The 23,052-nt window shown below is 65.9% G+C and carries 18 protein-coding genes; 7 read left to right on the top strand and 11 right to left on the bottom strand.

Annotated elements, in window-relative coordinates:
* Positions 1 to 212 precede the first annotated feature (212 nt).
* Positions 213 to 1,283: a YihY/virulence factor BrkB family protein gene (locus JOF55_RS16625; RefSeq protein ID WP_310275272.1), complete on the top strand. Its 1,071-nt coding sequence runs from the start codon at positions 213 to 215 to the stop codon at positions 1,281 to 1,283.
* A gap of 27 nt (positions 1,284 to 1,310) precedes the next feature.
* Here JOF55_RS16625 and JOF55_RS16620 read toward each other — a convergent pair whose 3' ends face one another.
* Both JOF55_RS16620 and JOF55_RS16615 read right to left on the bottom strand, forming a co-directional pair.
* Entirely contained in the window at positions 1,311 to 1,562 is a 252-nt protein-coding gene (locus tag JOF55_RS16620) for a DUF3039 domain-containing protein (protein WP_310275270.1), read from the bottom strand.
* A gap of 117 nt (positions 1,563 to 1,679) precedes the next feature.
* Positions 1,680 to 2,027, bottom strand: coding sequence for a DUF3099 domain-containing protein (locus JOF55_RS16615; protein WP_374727294.1), 348 nt, complete (start codon positions 2,025 to 2,027; stop codon positions 1,680 to 1,682).
* An 82-nt stretch (positions 2,028 to 2,109) separates the two neighbouring features.
* Between JOF55_RS16615 and JOF55_RS16610 the strand changes: the two genes are divergently transcribed.
* The 3 genes from JOF55_RS16610 (at position 2,110) to JOF55_RS16600 (ending at position 5,362) form a co-directional block, all read left to right on the top strand.
* Positions 2,110 to 3,627, top strand: coding sequence for a DUF7782 domain-containing protein (locus JOF55_RS16610; RefSeq protein WP_310275267.1), 1,518 nt, complete (start codon positions 2,110 to 2,112; stop codon positions 3,625 to 3,627).
* Positions 3,624 to 4,049 carry a D-aminoacyl-tRNA deacylase gene (dtd, locus tag JOF55_RS16605; RefSeq protein WP_374727293.1) on the top strand — a complete coding sequence of 142 codons (426 nt, stop codon included), beginning with the start codon at positions 3,624 to 3,626 and terminating at the stop codon, positions 4,047 to 4,049. The genes JOF55_RS16610 and dtd overlap by 4 nt, the downstream gene beginning before the upstream one ends.
* Positions 4,050 to 4,390: 341 nt before the next feature.
* Positions 4,391 to 5,362 (top strand): sigma-70 family RNA polymerase sigma factor, encoded by a 972-nt coding sequence (locus JOF55_RS16600; RefSeq protein ID WP_310275264.1) that lies wholly within the window; start codon positions 4,391 to 4,393, stop codon positions 5,360 to 5,362.
* 180 nt (positions 5,363 to 5,542) lie between these two features.
* Here JOF55_RS16600 and JOF55_RS16595 read toward each other — a convergent pair whose 3' ends face one another.
* The 5 genes from JOF55_RS16595 to JOF55_RS16575 form a co-directional block, all read right to left on the bottom strand.
* A complete protein-coding gene (locus JOF55_RS16595; RefSeq protein WP_310275262.1) occupies positions 5,543 to 6,274 on the bottom strand; it encodes a tyrosine-protein phosphatase in 732 nt (243 codons plus the stop codon).
* 125 nt (positions 6,275 to 6,399) lie between these two features.
* Complete coding sequence (locus JOF55_RS16590) at positions 6,400 to 6,879, bottom strand: hypothetical protein (RefSeq protein ID WP_310275260.1); 480 nt, start codon at positions 6,877 to 6,879, stop codon at positions 6,400 to 6,402.
* A gap of 112 nt (positions 6,880 to 6,991) precedes the next feature.
* Positions 6,992 to 9,673, bottom strand: coding sequence for a bifunctional acetate--CoA ligase family protein/GNAT family N-acetyltransferase (locus JOF55_RS16585; protein ID WP_310275258.1), 2,682 nt, complete (start codon positions 9,671 to 9,673; stop codon positions 6,992 to 6,994).
* Positions 9,674 to 9,692: 19 nt separating this feature from the next.
* Positions 9,693 to 10,868, bottom strand: coding sequence for an acetoin utilization protein AcuC (locus JOF55_RS16580; RefSeq protein WP_310275256.1), 1,176 nt, complete (start codon positions 10,866 to 10,868; stop codon positions 9,693 to 9,695).
* Between the two features lie 71 nt (positions 10,869 to 10,939).
* The gene (locus JOF55_RS16575) at positions 10,940 to 11,806 is read right to left on the bottom strand and encodes a sulfurtransferase (RefSeq protein WP_310278403.1); all 867 of its coding nucleotides are present in this window, start codon (positions 11,804 to 11,806) and stop codon (positions 10,940 to 10,942) included.
* Positions 11,807 to 11,907: 101 nt separating this feature from the next.
* Between JOF55_RS16575 and JOF55_RS16570 the strand changes: the two genes are divergently transcribed.
* From JOF55_RS16570 to galE, 3 genes are all read left to right on the top strand, one after another.
* Entirely contained in the window at positions 11,908 to 12,603 is a 696-nt protein-coding gene (locus tag JOF55_RS16570; RefSeq protein WP_310275254.1) for an iron-dependent transcriptional repressor DtxR, read from the top strand.
* On the top strand, positions 12,600 to 13,787 hold the full coding sequence (gene galK / locus JOF55_RS16565) for a galactokinase (protein ID WP_310275252.1): 1,188 nt from the start codon (positions 12,600 to 12,602) through the stop codon (positions 13,785 to 13,787). Before JOF55_RS16570 ends, galK begins: the two co-directional genes overlap by 4 nt.
* A gap of 72 nt (positions 13,788 to 13,859) precedes the next feature.
* The gene (galE, locus tag JOF55_RS16560; RefSeq protein ID WP_310275251.1) at positions 13,860 to 14,822 is read left to right on the top strand and encodes a UDP-glucose 4-epimerase GalE; all 963 of its coding nucleotides are present in this window, start codon (positions 13,860 to 13,862) and stop codon (positions 14,820 to 14,822) included.
* Between the two features lie 29 nt (positions 14,823 to 14,851).
* On the opposite strand, the gene JOF55_RS16555 is transcribed toward galE, so the two are convergent.
* The 4 genes from JOF55_RS16555 to nrdR all read right to left on the bottom strand — a co-directional run bounded on the left by JOF55_RS16555 (position 14,852) and on the right by nrdR (position 23,011).
* The gene (locus tag JOF55_RS16555; RefSeq protein WP_310275249.1) at positions 14,852 to 15,967 is read right to left on the bottom strand and encodes a DUF4192 domain-containing protein; all 1,116 of its coding nucleotides are present in this window, start codon (positions 15,965 to 15,967) and stop codon (positions 14,852 to 14,854) included.
* Positions 15,968 to 16,083: 116 nt separating this feature from the next.
* On the bottom strand, positions 16,084 to 17,919 hold the full coding sequence (locus JOF55_RS16550; protein ID WP_310275246.1) for a Xaa-Pro dipeptidyl-peptidase: 1,836 nt from the start codon (positions 17,917 to 17,919) through the stop codon (positions 16,084 to 16,086).
* A 279-nt stretch (positions 17,920 to 18,198) separates the two neighbouring features.
* Positions 18,199 to 22,350: a vitamin B12-dependent ribonucleotide reductase gene (locus JOF55_RS16545; protein ID WP_310275245.1), complete on the bottom strand. Its 4,152-nt coding sequence runs from the start codon at positions 22,348 to 22,350 to the stop codon at positions 18,199 to 18,201.
* A gap of 175 nt (positions 22,351 to 22,525) precedes the next feature.
* Positions 22,526 to 23,011 carry a transcriptional regulator NrdR gene (gene nrdR, locus JOF55_RS16540; RefSeq protein ID WP_310275244.1) on the bottom strand — a complete coding sequence of 162 codons (486 nt, stop codon included), beginning with the start codon at positions 23,009 to 23,011 and terminating at the stop codon, positions 22,526 to 22,528.
* Between the last annotated feature and the right edge of the window lie 41 nt (positions 23,012 to 23,052).

Below are 23,052 nucleotides of genomic sequence, written 5' to 3'. Positions count from 1 at the left end.
GCCACACCGACAGGACCCGGCCCGGCGCCTCATGCGGGAGACGCCGAGTCTGCGATGACGGGCTCTCGCAGCCTACCGCCCCCGCAGGCATCATCCAGCCCGACGGGTCGGTGCGGTCGGACAATGAGACACCGACGACACTTCGTGCCACCGGCCGTGTCACCGGTGTCGGCATTCACCGAGCCTGCACATGCACCATCCCGAGGAATGCGATGGGTCCAGCGAGTCCGAACGACAGCAGCGGGGTGCGCCACGCAGCACCCCTCCGGAAATCCCCGGCACGGGGATCGCTGCGCCTGGTGGCTCGCACCATGTCCAAGGCCTGGGACGACAACATCTTCTCGGAGTCGGCTGCCGCCGCCTTCTGGCAGACACTGTCGTTGCCCCCGCTGCTTCTCGGCTTACTCGGCAGCCTGGGGTTCCTCGACGAATGGTTCGGTCCCGCAGTCGTCAGCGCCGTGCAGGGCAGGATCGTCGGCTTCTCCCGCACGGTGTTCAGCCCGAATGTCGTGCACGGGATCATCGGCCCCACCGTCACCGATATTCTCACGCAGAGCCGCACCCGGATCGTATCGGTGGCCTTCCTGCTGTCACTGTGGGCAGGCTCCTCGGCCCTGGCCTCCCTGATCGACTCGATCACGCGGGCCTACGGCCAATACCTCGTCCGCAACGCCGTCTGGCAGCGCATCTTCGCGCTTCTGCTGTACCTGGCGACCCTGGTCATCGCAGTGGTCGTCCTGCCGGTGATCGCCTTGGGTCCTGCCTGGCTCCCGACGCTGTTTCCGGACCGATGGCAGGACAACATCGCCACGCTCATCCGGATGTTCTACTACCCCGCCACCGGCATGGTGCTGATGCTGGGTCTGGCAACCCTGTACAAGGTCTCGTTGCCGCGAAAGCTGCCCTGGCATCGCGGGCTTCCCGGTGCCCTGCTGGCCATGCTGGTGTTCCTGTGCTCGAGTGTGAGCCTACGGCTCTACATCACCTGGGTCACCGGCACCGGCTATACCTATGGTGCGCTGGCCGCTCCGATCGCGTTCCTGCTGTTCGCGTTCTTCATCGGCTTCGCGATCATCAGCGGTGCCTACTTCAACAGCACCATCCAGGAGATGTGGCCCGCAGCCGGAACCAGGCGGGAACGGCGCCGCCGCCGCAAGCTCGACATGCAACGCGCCGCACAACGCCTCCGCACCGAGGAGGGCCATGCGGCGTGGTCGAAGCGACCCGAACAATCGGGGCGCAGCCACCCGGAGCAGGACCACCCGGATCAGCGCGGCGGGTGACCGGTGCCGCCGCGCCTGTCCGCCGACTTACTCGTCCCCACCACCGGGGGGAAGCGACTCGTAGACCTTCTTACAGTCCGGACATACCGGCGAGCCGGGCTTCGCGGACTTGGTGACCGGAAACACCTCGCCGCACAGTGCGACCACATGGCTTCCCATGACCGCGCTCTCGGCGATTTTGTCCTTCAACACGTAGTGGAAGACCTCGGGCTGGTCATCACTGGTCTGCTCGGTGTTTTCCGGCCGGGTATCGGTATCCGGCAGCGTCATCGTGCTCATGACTCCATGATGCCGCATTCCGCCGGCCCACGGAGCCCGACGGCCCGATATCGCCTGACCCGATACCCGAGGACGCTGTTACCGGGCCCTCCCCGGACAACACGACCATGCCCGACGTCACGAACTGTCGATCACCTGACGATTCCGGCCTTCCAGGGAGCGATGGGATCGCTCGTGCCGGTATCGGTTGACCTTCTCGTTGCGCCGTGGGGGCCGATCGTTGGCCACCAACACCGCCATCCACGGCAACGGAATGGACAACGCCAGAATGATCAGCGAGAGCCACCAGATCGGATACACCCAGACGGCCAGGATCAGACACGGAATCCGCAGCGACATCATGATCGCGTACTTACGGCGCCGTGCCGCTTGCTGATCGTCGTACGACGGCTCGGCCTCGGTGATCAGCACCGGGGTGTCGTCGTCGCGCTGCGAACCATTCACGACACCACCTCCAACCTCCATCGTCGCACCCATCCGAGCAGGACGACAGTTCGGGCGGACCGTGCCGAGCGGCGTACAGGTCCGGCGTGTGAGGATCGGTCCCGTGATTCCCGATCTCTCCCCGGACCGCATCGACCGGCTCCGCGACGCATTCCTGTCGGCCGACTATCACGCCGACGGCGTCATGGAACTCCTCGGATCGCAGGCCCACGCCGCACTCGGCCGCGGCGAGCCCCAACCGGCTCTGCGGGCCACGGCGGACGCAGGCTCCCTGGGCACACTGGTACGTCTGTTTTTGCTCGGCGAGGCCGAGAGCACGGCAGCGGTGGAGAAAGCCCTGCATCCGCTGAGCCTGGACGAGGCAACGGCGGCAGGGCTGCTCGTCGGAGGGGGAAAGACCGTACACGCGGGTCTCGACGTCCGCCCGCACGCGGCGGCCGAACGCTCCTGGTGGGTCATCTCGGATCTGGATTCCGACCTGCGCCCCGCCTCGACTCCGGTGGGAACCGACCATGTCCTCGGAGTCGGCCACGCCTCCATGAGCCTGGTCCGAGCCACGTCACGCCGCCGTGTCGACTCTCTGCTCGATCTCGGGACGGGATGTGGTGTGCAGGCATTGCATGCCAGCACACACGCACAGCGGATCACCGCCACCGACGTGTCCCGGCGTGCCTTGGCCTTGGCGGCGGCAACCTTGCGCCTGAACCGGATCGATGCCGAACTCCTCGAGGGGGAGTGGTTCGAACCCATCGCGGGGAGGCGCTTCGACCAAGTGGTCTGCAACCCTCCGTTCGTGGTCGGCCCGGCCAGGACCGACTTCGTCTACCGCGACTCCGGACTCGAGGGTGACGATGCCAGCGCCACGGTGGTCGGCCACCTGCCGTCCTTTCTCAACGAGGGCGGCACGGGTCAACTCCTCGCCTCCTGGGTCCACCGCCGCGGTGAGGACTGGCAGGAACGGGTCACCGGGTGGCTGCCGTCGGAGGATGTCGATGCCTGGTTCGTGCAGCGCGATGTCGCCGATCCGGCACTCTACGTCGGCACCTGGCTGCGGGACGCCGGCTACGACCCTCGCTCGCCCAGCGGACGGAAGAAGGCGTCCGCATGGCTGGACTGGTTCGACGCGCACGACGTCGAAGGTGTCGGTTTCGGCTTCGTGACGCTACGGCGCACCGGCGGTGCGCGGGGAGAGGTCGTGTGCGAAGACCTGCGGCACGCATTCGACGACCCGCTCGGCCCGGAGTCGGACGCATGGCTGCAACGCGTGGACTGGCTGCGCAGCCGTGATTCCGCCGAGGCGTTGCTGGGCTCCCGCCTGGTGACCGCCTCGAGCACTGTACTGGAGCAGGTCTCCTCGCTCGGGGAAGACGGGTGGAGCGAGTTCGTCAATCGGCTGCATCGTACGGACGGGCCGGGTTGGCAACACGAGATCGACGAGCTCGGAGTCCGGCTCGTCGCCGGTTGTCATGGCGCACTCCCGGTTGGCGACCTCGTCGAACTGCTGGCAGCCGCCCACGGCGAAGACCCCGCCGAATTGGCCCGTGCGGCCGTACCGATGCTGCGCGAGCTGGTCCGCCATGGCATGTTGCACCCTGCGGAATGGTCGGAGTCCGAGCGGTGAGGGCGGTGGTCACGCGCGTACACCACGCTTCGGTCAGCGTGGCGGACACCGTCGTCGGCCGGATCGATGAGCCGGGTCTACTGGTTCTGTTGGGTGTGACCCATTCCGACGGCGAGCAACACATCACCGCCATGGCACGCAAGCTGCACGAACTCCGAGCGCTGCGCGACGAACAGTCCTGTGCCACCGCCGACGCACCGCTCCTCGTCGTGAGCCAGTTCACGCTCTACGGCGACACCCGTAAGGGGAGAAGGCCGTCGTGGACCTCGGCGGCGCGTCCCGAACAGGCCGAGTCGGTGATCGACGCAGTCGTCGACGAGTTGCGACGGCGGGGCGCACGGGTGGAGACCGGCCGATTCGGCGCGATGATGACCGTGCAGAGCGCCAATGACGGCCCTTTCACTCTATTGGTTGAAACATAAGGCACATACTGTTTCTCAGGGAACCTTCAGGTTTTAGTACGCAACGAATGTGACGCCCGCGACGTCTCCTGTTTGAGACGTCCGGGAACGAATTCGGGTCCATGTTCGTTTTCCAGGTAGTCGGCCTCGCAACAAGCCGACCCCTACACAAGCCGATGAGCCCGAAGCCGATTGACCGAAAGCTTGGTCAGCCAGAAGCCCGAACAACCAGAAGCCTGATCAATCAGAAGCCTGGGGCGGTGCGCGGTTTTCGATCCTGACACCGAGCGTACCCGTCCTTCGCACCACGCAAGGCCGCGTCGGTGCATGGCCCCAAGCCAGCCCGCCAGGGAGGGAGCTCAATGACCGTCCCGCAGACCATCAGCCCGGACGCTGCCGCCGAGGTGGACGTCGACAACCAGGGCCCGTCCGCCGACCTTGTACGGGTTTATCTCAACGGAATCGGGCGCACTGCACTGCTGACCGCCCAGCAGGAGGTCGACCTCGCCAAGCGCATCGAAGCAGGCGTGTTCGCCAAGCACATCCTGGACACCTCCGAGGACCTTTCACGTGAACGGCGCAGCGACTTGAAGTCGGTGGTTCGCGACGGACGCGTGGCCAAGAACCACCTGATGGAAGCCAACCTGCGCCTGGTGGTCAGCCTCGCCAAGCGCTACACCGGCCGCGGCATGCCCTTGCTCGACCTCATCCAGGAGGGCAACCTCGGCCTGATTCGCGCGGTCGAGAAGTTCGACTACACCAAGGGCTACAAGTTCTCCACCTACGCCACCTGGTGGATCCGCCAGGCCATCACCCGGGGAATGGCGGACCAGAGCCGCACGATCCGCCTGCCCGTGCACCTGGTCGAGCAGGTGAACAAGCTCGCTCGAATCAAGCGAGACCTGCACCAGAAGCTCGGCCGGGAAGCCACCGACGAGGAACTCGCCGAGCAGGCGGGGATCGCGGTGGAGAAGGTGGTCGACCTGCTCGACCACTCCCGGGACCCGGTCAGTCTCGACATGCCGGTCGGGGCCGAGGAGGACGCTCCCCTGGGCGACTTCATCGAGGACGTCGAGTCTGCCGATGCCGAAAACGCCGTCATCTCCGGTTTCCTCCAGGATGACCTGCGCCGGGTACTGAACACCCTGGAAGAGCGTGAGCAGCAGGTGATTCGGATGCGCTATGGCCTGGAGGACGGCCAGCCGCGCACCCTGGACCAGATCGGCAAGGCTTTCGCGCTGTCGCGAGAGCGCGTTCGCCAGATCGAACGCGAGGTCATGTCCAAGCTGCGGCAGGGCGATCGGGCCGATCGGCTGCGTTCCTACGCGAGCTGACTCGGAGACAGCGCCGGGCCACAGACGGACACGGGCCGCTCGGGTCATCCGCTTGCCCTGCTGGTTCCTGCACAGTGGGCATCCGGTGGCGCCACGAAAGGGCGAGCGGGTCACATCGAGGATCCGCCCGCCCTTTTCCGGACGGCAAATACCGCAAGGCTCCACGCAGCCGCGCGAGACTCACTCAGGTGTGCTCAGAAAACGCTGCTGCCACCGCGTGATCTCGTTCCTGCTTGCGCCATGAGCCAGCAACCAGCCGGCGGCACCGCCCTGGTGCTCGTCGAGCCGTGCCAGCACCGCTTCCATCGCCGCGGCCGGGGCCGAGATCAACTCGTCGACGGCCGCCTCCTCCACACCCGGCGGCAAAACCGGCGAGACGTCGAGTCGCTGTAGCACGTGCTGCATGTTCCGGTCCGTACGGACGTAATCGGCGACAACGGCATCCGACCGGACTCCGGCAGCACGCATCAGCAGCGCGCAGGCCACCCCGGTGCGATCTTTGCCCGCCGCGCAATGGATCAGTACCGGGCCCTCCGTATCCACGGCGACGCGGAACACTTCCAGAAGTCTCTTCGAAGCTCCGTCGAGTAGGTATTCGTACAGGGCACGCAGACTCAGCGATGTTCCCCGTCCCGCTCCGGAACGGAGATCCTCCATCACCGGAATCCGGTGAACGCTGCTCGACCACGCCAGTGGATGTTCCCGCTCCTCCTCTTCCACCGTGTCACGCAGATCAACCACTGCCTTCGGTGGCCACTGCGGCATCCCCTCCGGTACACGGTCCCCGGCATGGGGTGCGTCGCTGCGATACAGGACACCGGGTCTGGTGGTCTTCTCCCCTTCGGTGGGCAAACCACCCAGGTCCCGGAGATTGACCAGCCCGTCGAGTGCGTTCGGTTCCCGGTCGGTCATGAGAAACGCGTCCTCCTCTGCTCGCGTGGCCGCTACAGCGAGCCACTCGACCGCCAGCCTCCCAGGTACCGAGCAGCACAACCAGACCTCCCGGACAACGCCGGGGATTCACCCGACATCGGGGGTTACTTGGGTGGCACCTTGACCTCGCGCTCTTCCAGCACGACTGTGCGCTCCCCCAGCGGAGCATCCAACTCGGCCGTCACCGCCGGATAGCGAATATCCATCGTGCAGATACCGGCCGGCTCCGGAATCTCCTCGACGAATACGACTCTGACCTTCTTCCCGGTCTGTTCGGCGACTTCGGCATGGACGTTGCTGCAGCCGCCCTCCTGCCCGGTGGCGACCACGACGATGCCGCCGCCCTGCGTCCACACCTCGCGGGGGTACCCCTTCGGGAGCGCGGTCGCATCGATGTTCTCGGGGGGCACGACGATACGTTGCTCGGTCGGTTTCGGCGTGACCGAACCGGTCTGCTGTCCTTGCTCTGCCGATGACGGGACGGACGGCTGCCCGCCGAATCCCACTTCCTGTTGTTGTTCGGCGCAGGCGGTTACCGCTAGGAGCAGGACGCCCGCGCCCACTGCGGTGTGTAGGCGTCTCATGCCTTACAGACGGGGTCGGGCGAGGTGAAGGTTGCGCCCATTTTCGGCGGAATCGGTAATTTCTCCTCCGGTGCCGCCGAGGCGTGGCAAGCCGGGCGGCCACCTCACCGCATCACCGCAGACGACGCGGACCGCTATCCGACCACGACGGGGAATCTCCCACACCGAGAACGGCACCGGCGACGTAGGCGCCCTCCGAGGAGGCCAGAACCGGTTCGAGAACCAGTTCGTGCACCTCCGGCAAATCCTCGGACAGGATCGCGACCCGGAGGACCAGATCCTCCAGCGCGTCGAGATCGGCCGGTTCACCACCTCGATAGCCATCCAGCAGGGGCGCTGCCCGCGGGGTCCGGATGAGCGAGGAAACATCCACATCGGTCAACGGCACCGCGCGGTAGGCCCGGTCGCCGAGGAGATCACTGACCACACCGGATAGTCCGAACGACACCAGAGTGCCGAACGACGGATCGTCCATCAGACTGATCACGCAGGAATTGCCCTTGGGAGCCATGCGCTGCACATAGACCTCGTCCATGCCGGAAACCCGCCGCAAGTCCCGGTAGGCAGCCGCCACGGCCTCGGAGGTCGCCAGGTCCAGCCGTACTCCGACCAGATCGATACGGTGCCGCAGCTGTTGGCCCGCCGACTTCAGTGCCACGGGTAGGCCCAGTTCCTCGGCAGCCGCGACGGCGTCGTCGGCATTCCGGACCAACCGGAACGGCGTGACGTGGATGCCATAGCAACCGAGCAGTTGCACGGCTCGCTCATCGTCGAGCCGTTTCGCTCCCTCGGCGATCCACTCGTCAACCAGCGCACGGGCACGCTCGGGGTCGATCCCCGCCGGCCGCACGAAGTCTCCTTGGGGAGCAGCACGCCACTGCGCATACCGGGTGGCTCTGGCCAGGGCGAGCACCGCACGCTCCGGACTCGGGTAGGAGGGCACCGAACCGTGTCCGGCAGAGCCGTCCGGACCGGGCACCATGAGTTCGTCGGGCACGCCCTCAGCGGCCAGAAAGGTCGTCACCACCGGTTTGGTGGCCGCCGTGTCGGCCTCGTGCAACGCCTCGCGGAGAGCCCGCGCGTAGGTGGCTCCGGGGACCGCCACCGGCGGCGCGAACACGGCCACCAATGCATCGACGTCATCACGCAGGGCCGCTTCCCGTACCGCACCGGCGAACTCCTCCGGTCCGGCCGCAGCGCCCACATCGACGGGTTCGCCCGCCAGTCGCAATTCCTGTGCCAAAGCGACATCGGCAGCCAGCATGCCCAGGGCGGACGAGTTGCCCACGATGGCGATTCGGTCCCCGACCGGCAACGGTTGATGCGCGAGCAGCAGTGCGGTGTCGAACATCTGCGCCACCGACTCGACCCGGATCACGCCGGCCTGATCGAACAATGCCTGCACGCTGGCCTCGTCCACCTGCACAGAGGTGGCCGCCAAGCCCGCCCGCACCGCGTTACGCCCCGACTTCACCGCCACGATGGGTTTCGTGCGGGCGAGCCTGCGGGCCAGTCGCCCGAACTTGCGAGGATTACCGAACGACTCGAGGTAAAGCAGCACCACGTCGGTGGACGGATCCGTCTGCCAGTACTGCAACAGGTCATTGCCGGAGAGGTCGGCGCGGTTTCCTGCGGAGACGAACGTGGACAGGCCCAGTCCCCGTTCGGTCGCAGCGGCCAGGATCGCCACACCGAGCGCACCGGATTGGGCGAAGAAGCCCGTACGGCCACGCCCCGGCAGCCGGGGAGCCAGACTCGCATTGAGCCGGTATCCGGGGTCGGTATTGACCACTCCCAGCGCGTTCGGCCCGACCACGCGCATCCCGTGCACCCGTGCGGCTCGTACCATCCGCCGCTCCACGTCGCGACCGGATGGCCCGCTCTCGCTGAACCCGGAACTCACGATCAGCAACGCCTTCACGCCCTTGGCCAGACAGGCATCGAGCACCTCGTCGATCCCGGAAGCCGGGATGGCGACCACGGCGAGGTCGACATCATCGGGTATATCCAGCACCGAGGGGTACGCGCGAACCCCGCGTACCGCGCGGTGCTCCGGGTTGACCGGGTACACCGGACCGGTGAAGTCGGCGGTCAGAAGATTGGTCAGCACCGCATGGCCGATCTTGAAATGGTCGGTGGAGGCACCGATGACCGCGACCGAACGCGGGTGCAGCAGGTTGTGCACGCTGCGCGCTTCGGCCGCCTGCTCTCGGGCCCTGGCCACCTCGAGCGATTCCTCGGTGAGGTCGAGCGGGAACTCCAGGTGCACCACACCTTCTTCCATCGCCCGCTTGACCCGATAACCTGCGTCCCGGAAGACGCGGACCATCCGGGAGTTCTCAGCCAGGACTTCGGCCACGAATCGGCCGAGACCGCATTCCCTGGCCGCGGCGGCCAGGTGCTCCAGCAGGATGGACCCCAGCCCTCGCCCCTGGTGAGCGTCCTGGACGACGAAAGCCACCTCGGCGGAGTCCTGCTGCTCCTCGAGCCTGTCGAAACGGCCGACGGCGACGATGTCGTCGCCGAGCAGGGCGACCAGTGCCACGCGGTTGACGTAGTCGACCCGGCTGAACCGTTCGATGTCGCGCTGGGGCATCCGAGGGTAGGGACCGAAGTAGCGAAAATACCGCGTCCGATCGCTGAGCCTGCTGTGAAAGGCGACGATCTGGTCGGCGTCTTCCGGCGTGATCGGGCGTAGGTGGACCGTACCGCCGTCGGACAGCACCACATCGGCTTCCCACTGCCGCGGATAGCTCTCCGGGGGCGGCTGTGGCTGAGGGGTTTCCTGCTGCATACCGTCCACTTCGCGCCTCTCAATCTCGCCTGTCGAGGGGATCGAGACCATGTAGGGGAAAAACAGCATGGCGCGCATCGCGGATCGCGGTATCGACCGGCGAATCAACCGTCCCATCCCACGGCACGAATCCTGCTGCACACTCGTCGGTCATCGACGTCGGTATCGCCACGTTGCCCGCGACGCGTGCGGTGTGTGCCACCCAGTCCGCGGGCAGGGACGTCGCCGGATCGAGTTCGTGGTCCAGCACCGTCGCCAGCAGGTGCGTCCAGGCGCGCGGAACGACGCGGAACAGCGAGTAACCGCCACCTCCGAGAGCGAGCCACTTGCCTCCCGCACATCGTTGTGCCAGGTCACGCAGCGTCCGGTAGATGGCCCGCTGGCCATCCACCGACAGCGCGAGATCGGCCAACGGGTCCTCTCGATGCGGGTCGGCACCGCACTGGGTCACCAGCACCTGAGGTCGGAAGGCATCCAGTACGGAGGGCACCACCGCATGGAAGGCTCGCTGCCAACCGGCATCGTCGGTTCCCGGAGGCAACGGAATGTTCACCGACCTCCCGTCGGCACCGGAAGCCCCGGTCTCGGTCGGATAACCGGTACTCGGCCACAACGTCCTCGGATGCTGATGCAGTGAGATGGTCAGGACTCGGGGATCGTCGTAGAACGCCGCCTGCACCCCATCGCCGTGGTGCACGTCGATGTCGAGATACGCGATCCGTTCCACTCCGTTGGCCAGCATCCAGGCAATGGCCACCGAGCAGTCGTTGTAGATGCAGAATCCGGAGGCGTGATCGGCCATCGCGTGGTGTAGTCCCCCGGAGATACTGATGGCACGGTCGGCCCTGCCGGAGACGATCTGCTCGGCCGCCAGCCGGGAGCCGCCCGCAATGAGCGAGGCGGACTCGTGCATCCGGTCGAAGATGGGATTGTCGGCCGTACCGAGCCCGTGTCCGACCTCCCAGCCGACCGTGGGTGCCGACCGAACGGCCTCAAGATACTCGGGGGCATGTGCCCGCAGGAGGTCCTTCTCGGTGGCGGGCTCCGGCGCGAGCACGTCCACACCGTCGAGTACGCCGAGTGCACGTGCCAACCGCATCGTCAAGTCGAGCCGGACGGGATGTAACGGATGCTCGCCACCGAGGTCGTATTCGAGTACGGATTCGTCCCACACCACCACGTGCTGGTTGCCCATGCCGGGACGCTACATGCTTTCCGATGCCACACACAGGGCACTCGGGAGTGCACGGGCCCGAGATGCTCGAGTCATCCCGGTTCCGGCCCCGTGGCAACAGGGCGTTCCGGATCGCGCGACCAGTGCGACCACGAACCCGCATAGAGCATTGCCGGGTGGTCCGGAGTGCTCACTCCGGCGTGTTCGAGCGCCAGCAGCACCGAGCACGCCGTGACCCCCGATCCGCAGTACGCTCCGACCGGTGCGGTGCCTTCCACGCCCATGCGGGCGAAACGCTCGGCGAGCTCGGCGGGCGAACGCCACTGCCCCGCAGACTCCTGCCCCGAAGGCACCACATGGTCGGTGAAAGGCGCGTTGATCGCCCCCGGAACATGGCCGGCCCTGGCATCCACCGGCTCGTGCTCGCCCCGGTAGCGCTCGGGAGCCCGGGCGTCCAGCAGATATCCCTCCCGAGCCAGGCGTGCAGCTCCCTGCGCATCCAGGACGGGCATGCATCCGGGCCGCACGCGAAAACTTCCCGGGCTCGGCCGTGGTTCGACCGCGGTCACGGGCAGGTCTGCCGCCACCCAGGCCGCGTATCCGCCGTCGAGGACCGATACCTGCTCATGGCCCGCCCACCGCAGCAGCCACCAGGCACGCGCCGCCGCGGAACCGTCGCCGTCGTCATACACGACAACCGAGCGATCCCGGTCGACTCCCGCAGCACGCAACAGTTCTCCGAGCCGTGTCGGATCCGGCAATGGATGACGCCCCTCGGCCCCGGGGGGCGAGGCCAGTTCGGAGTCCAGATCGACGAACACCGCACCCGGCAGGTGCCCCTGCTCGTAATCCTGCCTTCCCGGCGGCCCCATGAGTCGCCACCGAACGTCCAGCAGGGTCGGCGGGGACTCCTGCTGCAATCGAACCCCGAGGGCAGAAACGCTGAGCAAAGGATGCATCGTCACCTCTCGGAAGGTAAGGGCGGGCAGGCGCTGACGCACTGACTGTCCACTGCCCCATGCGGCTAACATTGAGGGGTGGGACTGAATGGGGAGCTGGCGTGAACGATCTCATCGATACCACCGAGATGTATCTTAAGACCATCTACGAGCTCGAGGAGGAGGGGCTTGTCCCGCTCCGGGCCCGTATCGCCGAACGGCTCGAGCAAAGCGGGCCGACGGTGAGCCAGACGGTGGCGCGGATGGAGCGCGACGGGTTGTTGTCCGTCGCCGAGGACCGCCATCTGGAGCTGACCGAGTCGGGTCGGGCCCGCGCCATCGGCGTGATGCGCAAACACCGCCTTGCCGAGCGCCTCCTCGTCGACGTCATCGGGCTCGACTGGGAGCACGTCCACAGTGAAGCATGCCGCTGGGAACATGTCATGAGCGAAGCCGTGGAGGTCAAGCTCGTCAACTTGCTGGGCAGCCCGAGCACGTCACCGTACGGAAACCCGATCCCCGGCCTGGATGAGCTGGGGGTCGGTGAGCCTGCACCACCGGCGGAGGCGGATCTGCAGCGTGTCGACGCCATCGCCCGCCATGGTGGCGGGCGAGCCCTCGTATGCCGGATCGCCGAACACGTGCAACTGGATCCGGACTTGATGAACGAACTCAAGTCGGCGGGCATCGTCCCCGGCAACGAGATCGACATCGTCTCCGTCGTCGGAGTCAACAAGACGATCGAGGTGCAAGGCAGCAAGGGCGGCAGCCAGTTGCCATCCAGCATCGCCCATGCGCTCTTGGTTCGTGCTCGGTGAGCGCGGCCACACGCGCGGCCGACGCCTTCGTCGCCGAGTACGGACACACCCCGGACAGCATTTGGTCGGCTCCCGGACGAGTGAACCTGATCGGGGATCACACCGACTACAACGATGGATATGTGCTGCCCTTCGCGCTGCCACAGCGTACGGCGGTGGCAGTATCGCCCCGCGGTGACGGACAGCTGTCGATGGCCACCGTGGGAAGTGACGGCGGAGTACAGCGCTCCGGGCCCGTCGCCCTCGCCGATCTCACGCCGGGTAGCCCCGACGGCTGGGCCGCCTACCCCGCGGGGGTGGCATGGGCACTGAACGGAGCCGGGATCCGGTTGCCGGGCGCCGACCTGATGATCATGGGAGATGTTCCCACCGGTGCCGGCCTGTCGTCGTCCGCGGCACTGGAGTGCGCGGTCGGCTTGGCGCTGTTGGACACCGCAGGCCGTAGCCCGGACGGGGCCGACGCGCCGAGCATGTCCGAACTCGCCCGGTGGACGCAACGCGCCGAGAACGAGTTCGCAGGTGCCCCCACCGGGCTTCTGGACCAAACCGCCTCGCTGACCTGTACGCAGGCGCACGCCCTGTTTTTCGATGTACGTTCCGGCAAGACGGAGCAAGTTCCCTTCAACGCGAGCGCTGCCGGTTTGGAAGTGCTGGTCATCGACACCAGGTCGCAGCATTCGCACAGCGAGTCCGGTTATGGTGAGCGCAGGCGTGCTTGTGCACGTGCCACTGAACTTCTGGGAGTCGAGGCGCTGCGGGACATCGCGGGAACCGATCTGGATTCGGCTCTGCGGCGACTGCCCGGTGAACTGCAGCCACTCGTCCGGCACGTCGTGACCGAAAACGATCGTGTACTCGCCACCGTCGACAAGTTGCGCTCGAACGAACTCACCGCGATCGGTGCCATGCTGACGGCCTCGCACATCAGCCTCCGCGACGACTACCGGGTTTCGTCCCCGGAACTGGATCTCACGGTGGACGCGGCACTGGAGTCCGGTGCTGTCGGCGCCAGAATGACGGGGGGCGGATTCGGCGGGTCCGCCATCGCGTTGATACATCCCGAACACCGCGATGACATCGAGCGCACGATCCTCGAAGCATTCCGAAATCACGAATTGCCCGCGCCCCGTTTGTTCACCACCACTCCGGCCTCCGGTGCCGGGCGTGATCAAGTGCGTCGCTAGGATCGTCCGGGTTCTCCCGCCATGGCGGAGAGTAACCAGCTGCGGTGATAATCGGAGGAAGGAAGAACACGGGTGAGACTCCTGGTGACCGGTGGGGCCGGTTATGTGGGCAGTGTCTGCGCGGCACGGCTGTGCGAGGCCGGGCACGAGGTCGTGGTGGTCGACGACCTGTCCTCCGGCCACGCCGACGCCGTCCCCGGCGGTTGCCGATTCGTCGAGGCGGAGCTGTCCGATGTTGCGGACAGCCTGCTGGCCGAGGGGTTCGACGGCGTCCTGCACTTCGCCGCCAAATCGCTGGTTGGCGAATCCATGCAGGATCCCTCGAAGTACTGGCACGGCAATGTGGTGACGACGCTGCGGCTGCTCGAGGCCATGCGCAAGCATGAGATCACTCGACTGGTGTTCTCCTCCACAGCGGCCGTCTACGGGCAACCGGACACGATTCCGATTCCCGAGGACACCCCGGCACAGCCGACGAACACCTACGGTGCCACGAAGCTCGCCATGGACCACGCCATCGAGTCCTACGCGACCGCGCACGGGCTGGCCGCCACGAGCCTGCGCTACTTCAACGTCGCCGGTGCGTACGGTGCGTACGGTGAGCGACATGCCGTGGAAACACACCTGATTCCGATCGTGCTGCAAGTCGCACTGGGGCAGCGAGAGTACGTGCAGATCTTCGGGGATGACTGGCCGACGCAGGACGGCACCTGTGTGCGTGACTACATTCATGTCGCCGACCTTGCGGATGCGCATCTGCGGGCGCTCGAGCTCGCCCAACCCGGCAGGCACCGGATCTACAACCTCGGCAACGGAACCGGGTTCTCGGTCAAGCAGGTTGTCGATACGTGTCGCCAGGTGACGGGCCATCCGATTCCGGCCCGGGTATCCCCGCGCCGCGAAGGGGATCCGGCCTCGCTGGTCGCCTCCGGTGAACGGGCTCGGCAGGAGCTGAACTGGCAGCCGCATCGAGCGGAGCTCGACACGATAGTGCGACATGCGTGGGAGTTCGCCCATGCGCATCACCGGGATTGATCTCTCGAGGCAGGCCTTGAGACGCGGGCTCACCAAGAGCCGCCCTCTTCGAGGAGTGTCCGGGCGTCCTCGGCTGCGTCCTTGGCGATGATCGCGACCTCGGAGGGCGGGATTCCCGCTTCGAGGGCCTGCCGGAGCAGAACACCCAGTCGGTGTTCCGGGCGGGACGCCTCGATCTTTTCCAAGGCGACTCCCGCGAGCGCACCATCGCCGCGCAGGTAGGCGGAAAAGGCAAGCAGCGCTGCGACCTCGGCCATTTCCGGCGGAGGGGCCTTGCGGACAAGAGTCAGCCACAGCTGTTCGGCAGCTCCTGCCCACTCGGTGAGCGCGGTGCTCAGGGCGACGTCCCGGATACGATTGTCCGACAGGGCAAGCAATACCCGGACGAGATCGTCCTCGGTCAGTGCTGCTCCTTCGGCGGTGCGCCGTATCGCCGCCAACACGCACTCCAGGTCATGATGAGCACATTCGGCACTGGCACGCTCCTGCTCCGTATCCTCGTACGCGGCGTCCAAGCGCGCGGCCCGGCGCGCAATGCTGTCGGCAGGCTCGGAAGCAACAAGGTCGGCGAGCTCCTCGCGGCTCGCAAAAGTCACGGAGCCTGCTGCCGCCATGGCAGCAGCCAGTGACGAGCTCGTGGGATCGGCAATCACACCGGACCGGTGTTCGTCATAACAGTGCCAGCTGTTTCCCCTTTCGATCCCGGCCGTCCAGACGGCCTGCACAACGGGCAACTCCGCGTCGGCGAGGACGTCACGCAGTGTTCCGACCAGCTCGCTGTGCGGAAACTTCCGGTGATTCGACCCGGTCCCGTATCGATGCGCTGCGGGAGCCGCGCTGCCGTGATCGCCGTCGAGCGAACCCGTGTCGGGGTCTCCACTCCCGCCCACGATGGCGAGTATCACCGCGTCCGCACCATGGCGGGAAAGCGGCCCTTTCACGAGGTGTTCGGCGAGTTGGTGACGATCCTGCGGGGATGGCACGTCGACACGGACACTCATCCCGAGTCGCACGGATCCCGGAACCGCATGCACGGTGATCACCACGAGCGAATCCACCGGATGAAATCCCAGGAGATGAGGGATGGCGGCCAGGACGTCACCGGGATCGGTCAGTTTGACTGTGCTGTGCAGTGGCGTTGTCATACCACCACGATCGGCGTGCCACTCCGGGTTGCGACAGGGACAAATCCGCACTCTGTGGACAGAAATGCCCCTTGTGGACAACTCGGAACTTTGCCCCGGACCTCCCCGGCGAGGGCTTATGGACGCCACCGCTGCGTGGTTGTCACCACGGGGACCCGTAGCCGACTCGACGAGAGATCCAGCCACAGTCCCGTGCCGGGACTCGGGCGGAGGGTGAAGTCGTGATCGCTGGAGAGCACCACGAGACCCAACCGATGGCCGGTGGCCAGCACGTAATCCGCGGGCATCATCGGTACCTCGATCCGGTACTCCTTGCCCGGCCGGATCGGCGAGGTTCGGTCGATCGAGTGCCGGTTCTGCGGATCGGTCCAGCCCCGAGTGATCGGTGCTGTGGTCCCGTCCGGCGCCAGGTCCACCAGCATCGCGGTCACGTTGGCGGCCCGACGATCGAACGTCAGCGCCAAGTGCGCATACGCGGTGCCGCTCACCCGCAATGGCTGCTTGGTCGGCTCGGTGAAGTACGCGAGCCGATGCGGGGAGCTCGGTGCCGCGGCGAGCTCCTCGGCGAGCTTGCTCGCGTCGTCACGAAGCATCTCGACGGCTTTGCCGTTCCTACCGCGAGACAAGCCCAGCCCGCCACGCTGGTCACCGCCCGGCTTCGGTTGCAGCGCCACCTCGCGAGCTCCGGGCGCCGGCCACTCCGGTTTCCGAACCCAGCTACCGTCCTCGCGTTGAATCGTGGCCCGCGGTTCCTCCTCGACACCGTTGTCCACGCCGTACAAGTAATGGGTGAACCATCGGTTCAGCGTCCGCAGCCACGCGTCCCTGCGCAGGCTGATCGGATCCCGGTGCCCCGAGCGATGCCACCAGATCTTGTGCTCGACGCCGTTCTGACGCAGCGCTTCGTACCACTGTGCCGCCTGGTTGGTCTTGACGTTCCAGTCGTTGAGTCCATGCACCATGAGCACGGAAGCACGCACGTTCTCCACGTCGTCGAGATAGTTGCGCTTGTCCCAGAAACGGCTGTAGTCACCGGTCCGGCGATCCTGCTCGGCAGCCAGCCGCCGGATCACGTCCTTGCACGAAAGACCGTTGGTGTGGACGAACTTCGCGAGCACGTCGGCGTCCTCACCCTGGTATCCATCCGGGGCAACCACGGCACCATCGGCTCGGTAGTAGTCGTACCAGTTCGAGATCGCGCCGATGGGCACGATCGTCTCGAGTCCCTCGATGCCCGTCGTGGCCACGGCATTGGGCAATGTGCCGTTGTAGGACACCCCCATCATGCCGACTTCGCCGGTGGTCCAGTCCGCCGAAACGGGATCGCCCTGCGCATCGTGTGCGGGTGCGCGCGAGTTCAGCCAGTCGATCACCGACTTGGCACCGATCGTCTCGTTTCTCCCGCCCGTCGTGGGGCATCCGGTGGACTGTCCACTGCCGAGTGACTCGGCATAGACCACGGCGTAGCCACGAGCGAGCAGATACTGCTCGTAAGCCCAGGTGATATCGGTGGCAGCGGCGCCTGCGCTCGCGATGGCCGGGCGCTCGTCAGCGCCCCGCCTGCTGGGGCGTCCGACCCCGTGCGAACGGGGATGACCCGGCCGGTCCGGCACGTGGAGCTCGCGGTCGACATTGTGGTTGTCCACGTCGTTGCCACCGGCGAAGTACGGACTCGCCCGGTACACCACGGGGACCTGCAAGCCCTGCTCGGTGGCTTTCGGACGGACCACCTGAACGTGAACCCGATCGTCGCGACCGTCATGATCACTGTCGACGGGCGCGGTGACGAACAGATTTTCCCGTATCGCTTTCGACGGGTCGAAAACCGGCTGTGCCGCACCGTTGGTGAATACGGGGCCGGACGGCACCGATTGCGGCGCGGCCGTGGCCGCAAATCCGGTCAGGGGCAAGACGAAAACCGCCGCCAGCAGGGCCGTTCGAACGCGCCACATGGAGACTCCCGCAAGAACCGAACAAGGTCGAATCTCACCCTGCCACCCGCGAAAGCAATGTCAATCACCACGTGTGGCGGCTTTACGACACATGGTTCGGCAACGGCTGTGTGTTCGAGTTCTCCGCCCTGCTGGGAAAACCGTCCGCAATGGCCACAGCACCGTCCGGCTCCATGCCGACCGACTCCGTGCCGTGAGCGATCCACGGTGGGGAGGCGACCCTACGTCGGCTCCCCACCGTGTGAACCGGAGATCACACTCCACGGATCATGCCCGATATCAGCTGCAGCCGGAGGTGGCGCCGCAACCCTCGCAGAGGTAGCAGGCCCCGGAGGGCCGCATCTTCGTCCCGCAGGTCATGCACAGCGGCGCATCGGCCGCCTTGCCCAGCCGCAGTTCCAGAAGCTCCGTCGAGCTCCCCACTCGCTGCTCGTCCTCGTTCTCCGAGTCCGATGATGTCGAGTTCGACGACGAGGAGTTCGACGACGTCGAGTTCGAGGAGGAGTAATCCACCGTCGAGCGCATGGTGTCCAGCTCGGCATCGCTGTCCACGGACCGGCCCGCGTCGTAACCGGATGTCTGCGCGTTGCGTTCCTCGACGGTGAAGATGCCCAACTGGGCCCGCTTCTCGTACGGCAGGTAATCCAGCGCCAGCCTGCGGAACAGGTAGTCCAGCACACTGCTGGCCATCCGCACGTCCGGATCGTCGGTCATTCCGGCCGGTTCGAAACGCACGTTCTGGAACTTCGAGACATAGAACTCCAGCGGAATGCCGTACTGGAGCCCCACGGAAATCGACATCGAGAAGGCGTCCATGACACCCGCCAGCGTCGATCCCTGCTTGCCGAGCTTGACGAAAATCTCGCCGAGTCCGTCGTCCGGGTAGGAACCGGCATGCAGGTATCCCTCGGCACCGCCCACGGTGAACGACACGGTCTCGCTCGGACGCTTCTTCGGCAGGCGCTTGCGGACCGGGCGGTACTCGATCTGTTTTTCCACCGCCTTCTCACCATCGGCCTTCTCGCCCTTACCGGCCGACAGCGGTTGACCGACCTTGCAGTTGTCGCGGTAGATCGCGAGTGCCTTGAGCCCGAGCCGCCATCCCTCGAAGTAGACCTCCTCGACGTCGGCGACGGTGGCCTCTTCCGGCATGTTCACGGTCTTGGAAATCGATCCGGACAGGAACGGCTGGACGGCCGCCATCATGCGCACGTGCCCCATCGGGGCGATCGAACGCTCGCCCATCGCGCAGTCGAACACCTCGTAGTGCTCCGGCCGCAGTCCCGGAGCGTCGACGACGTGACCGTGCTCGGCGATGTACTCGACGATCGCCTCGATCTGCTCCTGCTGATAGCCCAGCGCGTGCAGCGCTCGAGGCACCGTCTGGTTGACGATCTGCATCGAGCCGCCACCGACCAGCTTCTTGAACTTGACCAGTGCCAGGTCCGGTTCGACCCCGGTCGTGTCGCAGTCCATCATCAAGCCGATGGTGTTGTGGCTGACGAAGCCGCTCGCCACATAAGTGACGTTATCGGGCACCGACAGGTCGTAGGTCGGTTGCACGCCCCCGTCCTCGTTGAGCGACACCGTTTCGAAGAGGTAGTCCAGTGCGTGAGCGAGCCTGTCATCCCCGGTCTCGGCGAAGATCTGCTTAGCCAGCGTCCGCGATACGCCGCCGCTCTTGCCGAGCGAACCGACGACGGCACTGCGCAGATCATGTCCCACCGGGACAAGAGCGTCCCAAACCTCACGGGGGAGCAGAATGCGGTCGCTGTTACCGGACTGCTGACCACCGAACGAGACCTTCGCGTTCTTGCGGTTACCCATGAAACCGACGAACTCATCGAACGCTGCGGCGTGCTCGGCATTGCGCAACCGGACCTGGAACTGATCACTGCCCCAACCGCTGGTGGTTTGCCGAGTGGTCGTAGCCAGTCCCAGCGTCAGTGCCAACGTACGCAGTTCACCCGCAAAGGACTCGGACGAGGTGGAAACGGACGGCACACCTTCCTGAACGGTTCCGTCCGCTTCGAACAGGCCCCGCAGGAATGCTCCGTACACCTCGGGGTCGTTACTCTCCAGGATTGCCGACGGAATGCGCGGATTCCATCCCTTTCCGGTGTGCTCCGGATCCGGCAGTGTCTTGGCAAACCCCGCAGCTTCCCACCACCGTGCCAGTCGGACCGACTGCAGGATCACCTCCTGGTAGCCCTGTTGCTCGGTAACAGTCGGTTCGATGCCGAACAGCCCCTTGCCGAGAACCCGGAAGCGGTCGACGACATCCAGATCGCTGTCGGCGACGCAGAACCTGATTCCCTTGGCGTGCAAGCTTCCGTCGCCCATGAAATACCCGACCAGCTCCGCGAGGTCGGCATCCACCAAGTCCGGCACCCGGACTCCGCGGTCGCCCGCATAGTAAGCCTGATCGAGTACCGGCAGTGGAACCTCGCGCGGCTCACCGACCTGAGTACCAAGTTGCATGGGCACCACATCACCCTCGGTGATGTCGGCCATGCGCTTCCACTGCCACTCCCCCGAGTCCGGATCAACGACCTTGATGCGATGCGCCAGGGTTCCCCGGAGCCCGTAGCCATCCGTCGTGACGACCCGGCGTGTCGGCTCCTCGCCATTGACGAAGAACTTCGTGGCCTGGCGCGCGCCTTCGTCGGTCGAGACGTTCATCTCGATGTCCTGCCACTGGCTTCCGTACTCGTCACCGAGTTCACCGAGCCGCACCAGGCCACGATCCGTCGTGACCATCGTGTCCGCGGTGAGGCAGCCGGTCGGAGCCAGTACCGAGGCCTGCGCATTGCGCCAGCCATTGTGCGCACCGATTTCCAGGCCCTTCTGCCACACCTTGGTGGCCAGCCGGTGCACGGCGACATCGTTGTGGTGGTAGGTACGGATCAGATCGTTGGCAGCCGCGTGCTTGCGCATGACGCGCTGGTGCCCCTCGGCGTTGTGCGAGTAACCCGCATAGGGGCCGACCGCACCGGCCAGCTCGGCGGAGCGCTTGTAGGCCGTTCCCGTCATCAGCGACGTGATGGCCGCGGACAACGCGCGGCCGCCATCGGAGTCATAGGCGTGCCCCGTCGCCATCAGCAGCGCACCCAGATTGGCATATCCGATACCGAGCTGGCGGAACTTGCGTGTGGTGTCCCCGATGGACTCGGTCGGGAAGTCCGCGAAGCAGATCGAGATGTCCATCGCGGTGATGACGAATTCGACGGCTTTTTCGAACAGCTCCGCGTCGAACGTCAGGTCCTCCCGCAGGAACTTCATCAGATTCAGCGAGGCCAGGTTGCAGCTGGAATTGTCCAGATGCAGGTACTCCGAGCACGGGTTGGACGCGGTGATCCGTCCGGTTTCCGGACTGGTGTGCCAGTCGTTGATCGTGTCGTCGTACTGAATCCCCGGATCGGCCGACTCCCAGGCTGCCCGGGCCATCTTCCGGAACACGTCACGCGCCTGGACCGTCTCGACCACGGAGCCGTCCGTTCGCGCCCGCAGGCCGAACCGGCCGTCACTTTCCACCGCACGCATGAACTCGTCGCTGACCCGCACCGAGTTGTTCGCGTTCTGGTACTGCACCGAGGACATGTCGGCGCCGCCGAGGTCGACATCGAAGCCGGCGTCGCGCAGTGCGCGGATCTTGTGCTCTTCCTTGGCCTTGGTCTCGATGAACTCCTCCACGTCGGGGTGATCGACGTCGAGCACCACCATTTTGGCCGCACGCCGGGTCGCACCACCGGACTTGATGGTTCCGGCGGAGGCGTCCGCGCCGCGCATGAACGACACCGGACCGGAAGCCGTACCACCCGAGCTGAGCAGCTCCTTCGACGAGCGAATTCGCGAGAGGTTCAGTCCTGCCCCGGACCCCCCCTTGAAGATCAGTCCTTCCTCCTTGTACCAGTCGAGGATGGACTCCATCGTGTCGTCGACCGACAGGATGAAGCAGGCCGAGACCTGTTGGCTCGATTCGGTGCCCACGTTGAACCACACCGGCGAGTTGAAACTGAACACCTGGTGCAGCAGCATGTAGGTCAGTTCGTGTTCGAAGATCTCCGCATCGGTCTCGTCGGCGAAATAGCCGTACGCGACACCATTGCGGACGTAGGTCCGAACCACGCGGTCGATCAACTGACGCAGGCTGCTCTCCCGCTGCGGGCTACCCAGAGCACCGCGGAAGTACTTGCTGGTCACGATGTTGACCGAGTTCAGTGACCAGAAATCGGGGAACTCCACTCCTCGCTGCTCGAAGTTGACCGATCCGTCCCGCCAGTTCGTCATCACCACGTCGCGGTGTTCCCACGTCACCTCGTCGTAGGGATGAACGCCTTCCGTCGTGTAGACGCGCTGCATCCGGATACCCTGGCGCGAACCGGCGTCCGATTCCCCCGCAGCGGCCGGGCTGTCGACGGTCTCTGTCATGACCTGGCTCTCTCCCTTGTTGCTCGCTCCACGTGGACCGCCCCCGACCGGGCTCCCCGTCCGGTTCGGGCGTACCTCGTCCTGCTGGGTCGGCCCCGGTGGGGCCTCCCCTTGCCGTCCGGCACGTTGCCGCTTCGTGCGCGCGGACCCGCGCCGGGACACACGTCCGCGCGACTTACTCACTGTCGTCCTCTTCCTGCTCGCCCTGCTGCTCACCTCGCGCGGCGCGCAGATCCACGATCTCCTTCTCGAAGTCCTCGACCGAGGAGAAGGCGCGATACACACTCGCGAAGCGCAGGTAGGCCACCTCATCCAGCTTGCGCAGCGGCCCGAGGATCGCCAATCCCACTTCATGGCTGGGGACCTCGGACACTCCCGACGAACGGATCGTGTCCTCGACCTGGTGTGCGAGCTGTTGAAGCGCATCCTCTTCGACCGGGCGTCCCTGGCAGGACCGGCGGGCACCGCGAACGACCTTCTCGCGGCTGAAGGGCTCGGTGACACCGGAACGCTTGACCACCGTGAGCACGAGCTCCTCGATGGTGGTGAACCGACGGCCACACTGTGAGCAGGACCGCCGACGACGGATGGCTTGACCCTCTTCGACCTCACGCGAATCGACGACCCGCGAGTCCTCACCCCGACAGAACGGGCATCGCACCGGTACTCACCCCCTTCCGCAATGCCAGAGCCACCGCCGAC

This window comes from Haloactinomyces albus (assembly GCF_031458135.1).
GTDB classification, from domain to species: domain Bacteria; phylum Actinomycetota; class Actinomycetes; order Mycobacteriales; family Pseudonocardiaceae; genus Haloactinomyces; species Haloactinomyces albus.
The sequence above is the reverse complement of the archived record's forward strand: the minus strand, read 5'-3'. Positions and strand labels throughout refer to the sequence as shown.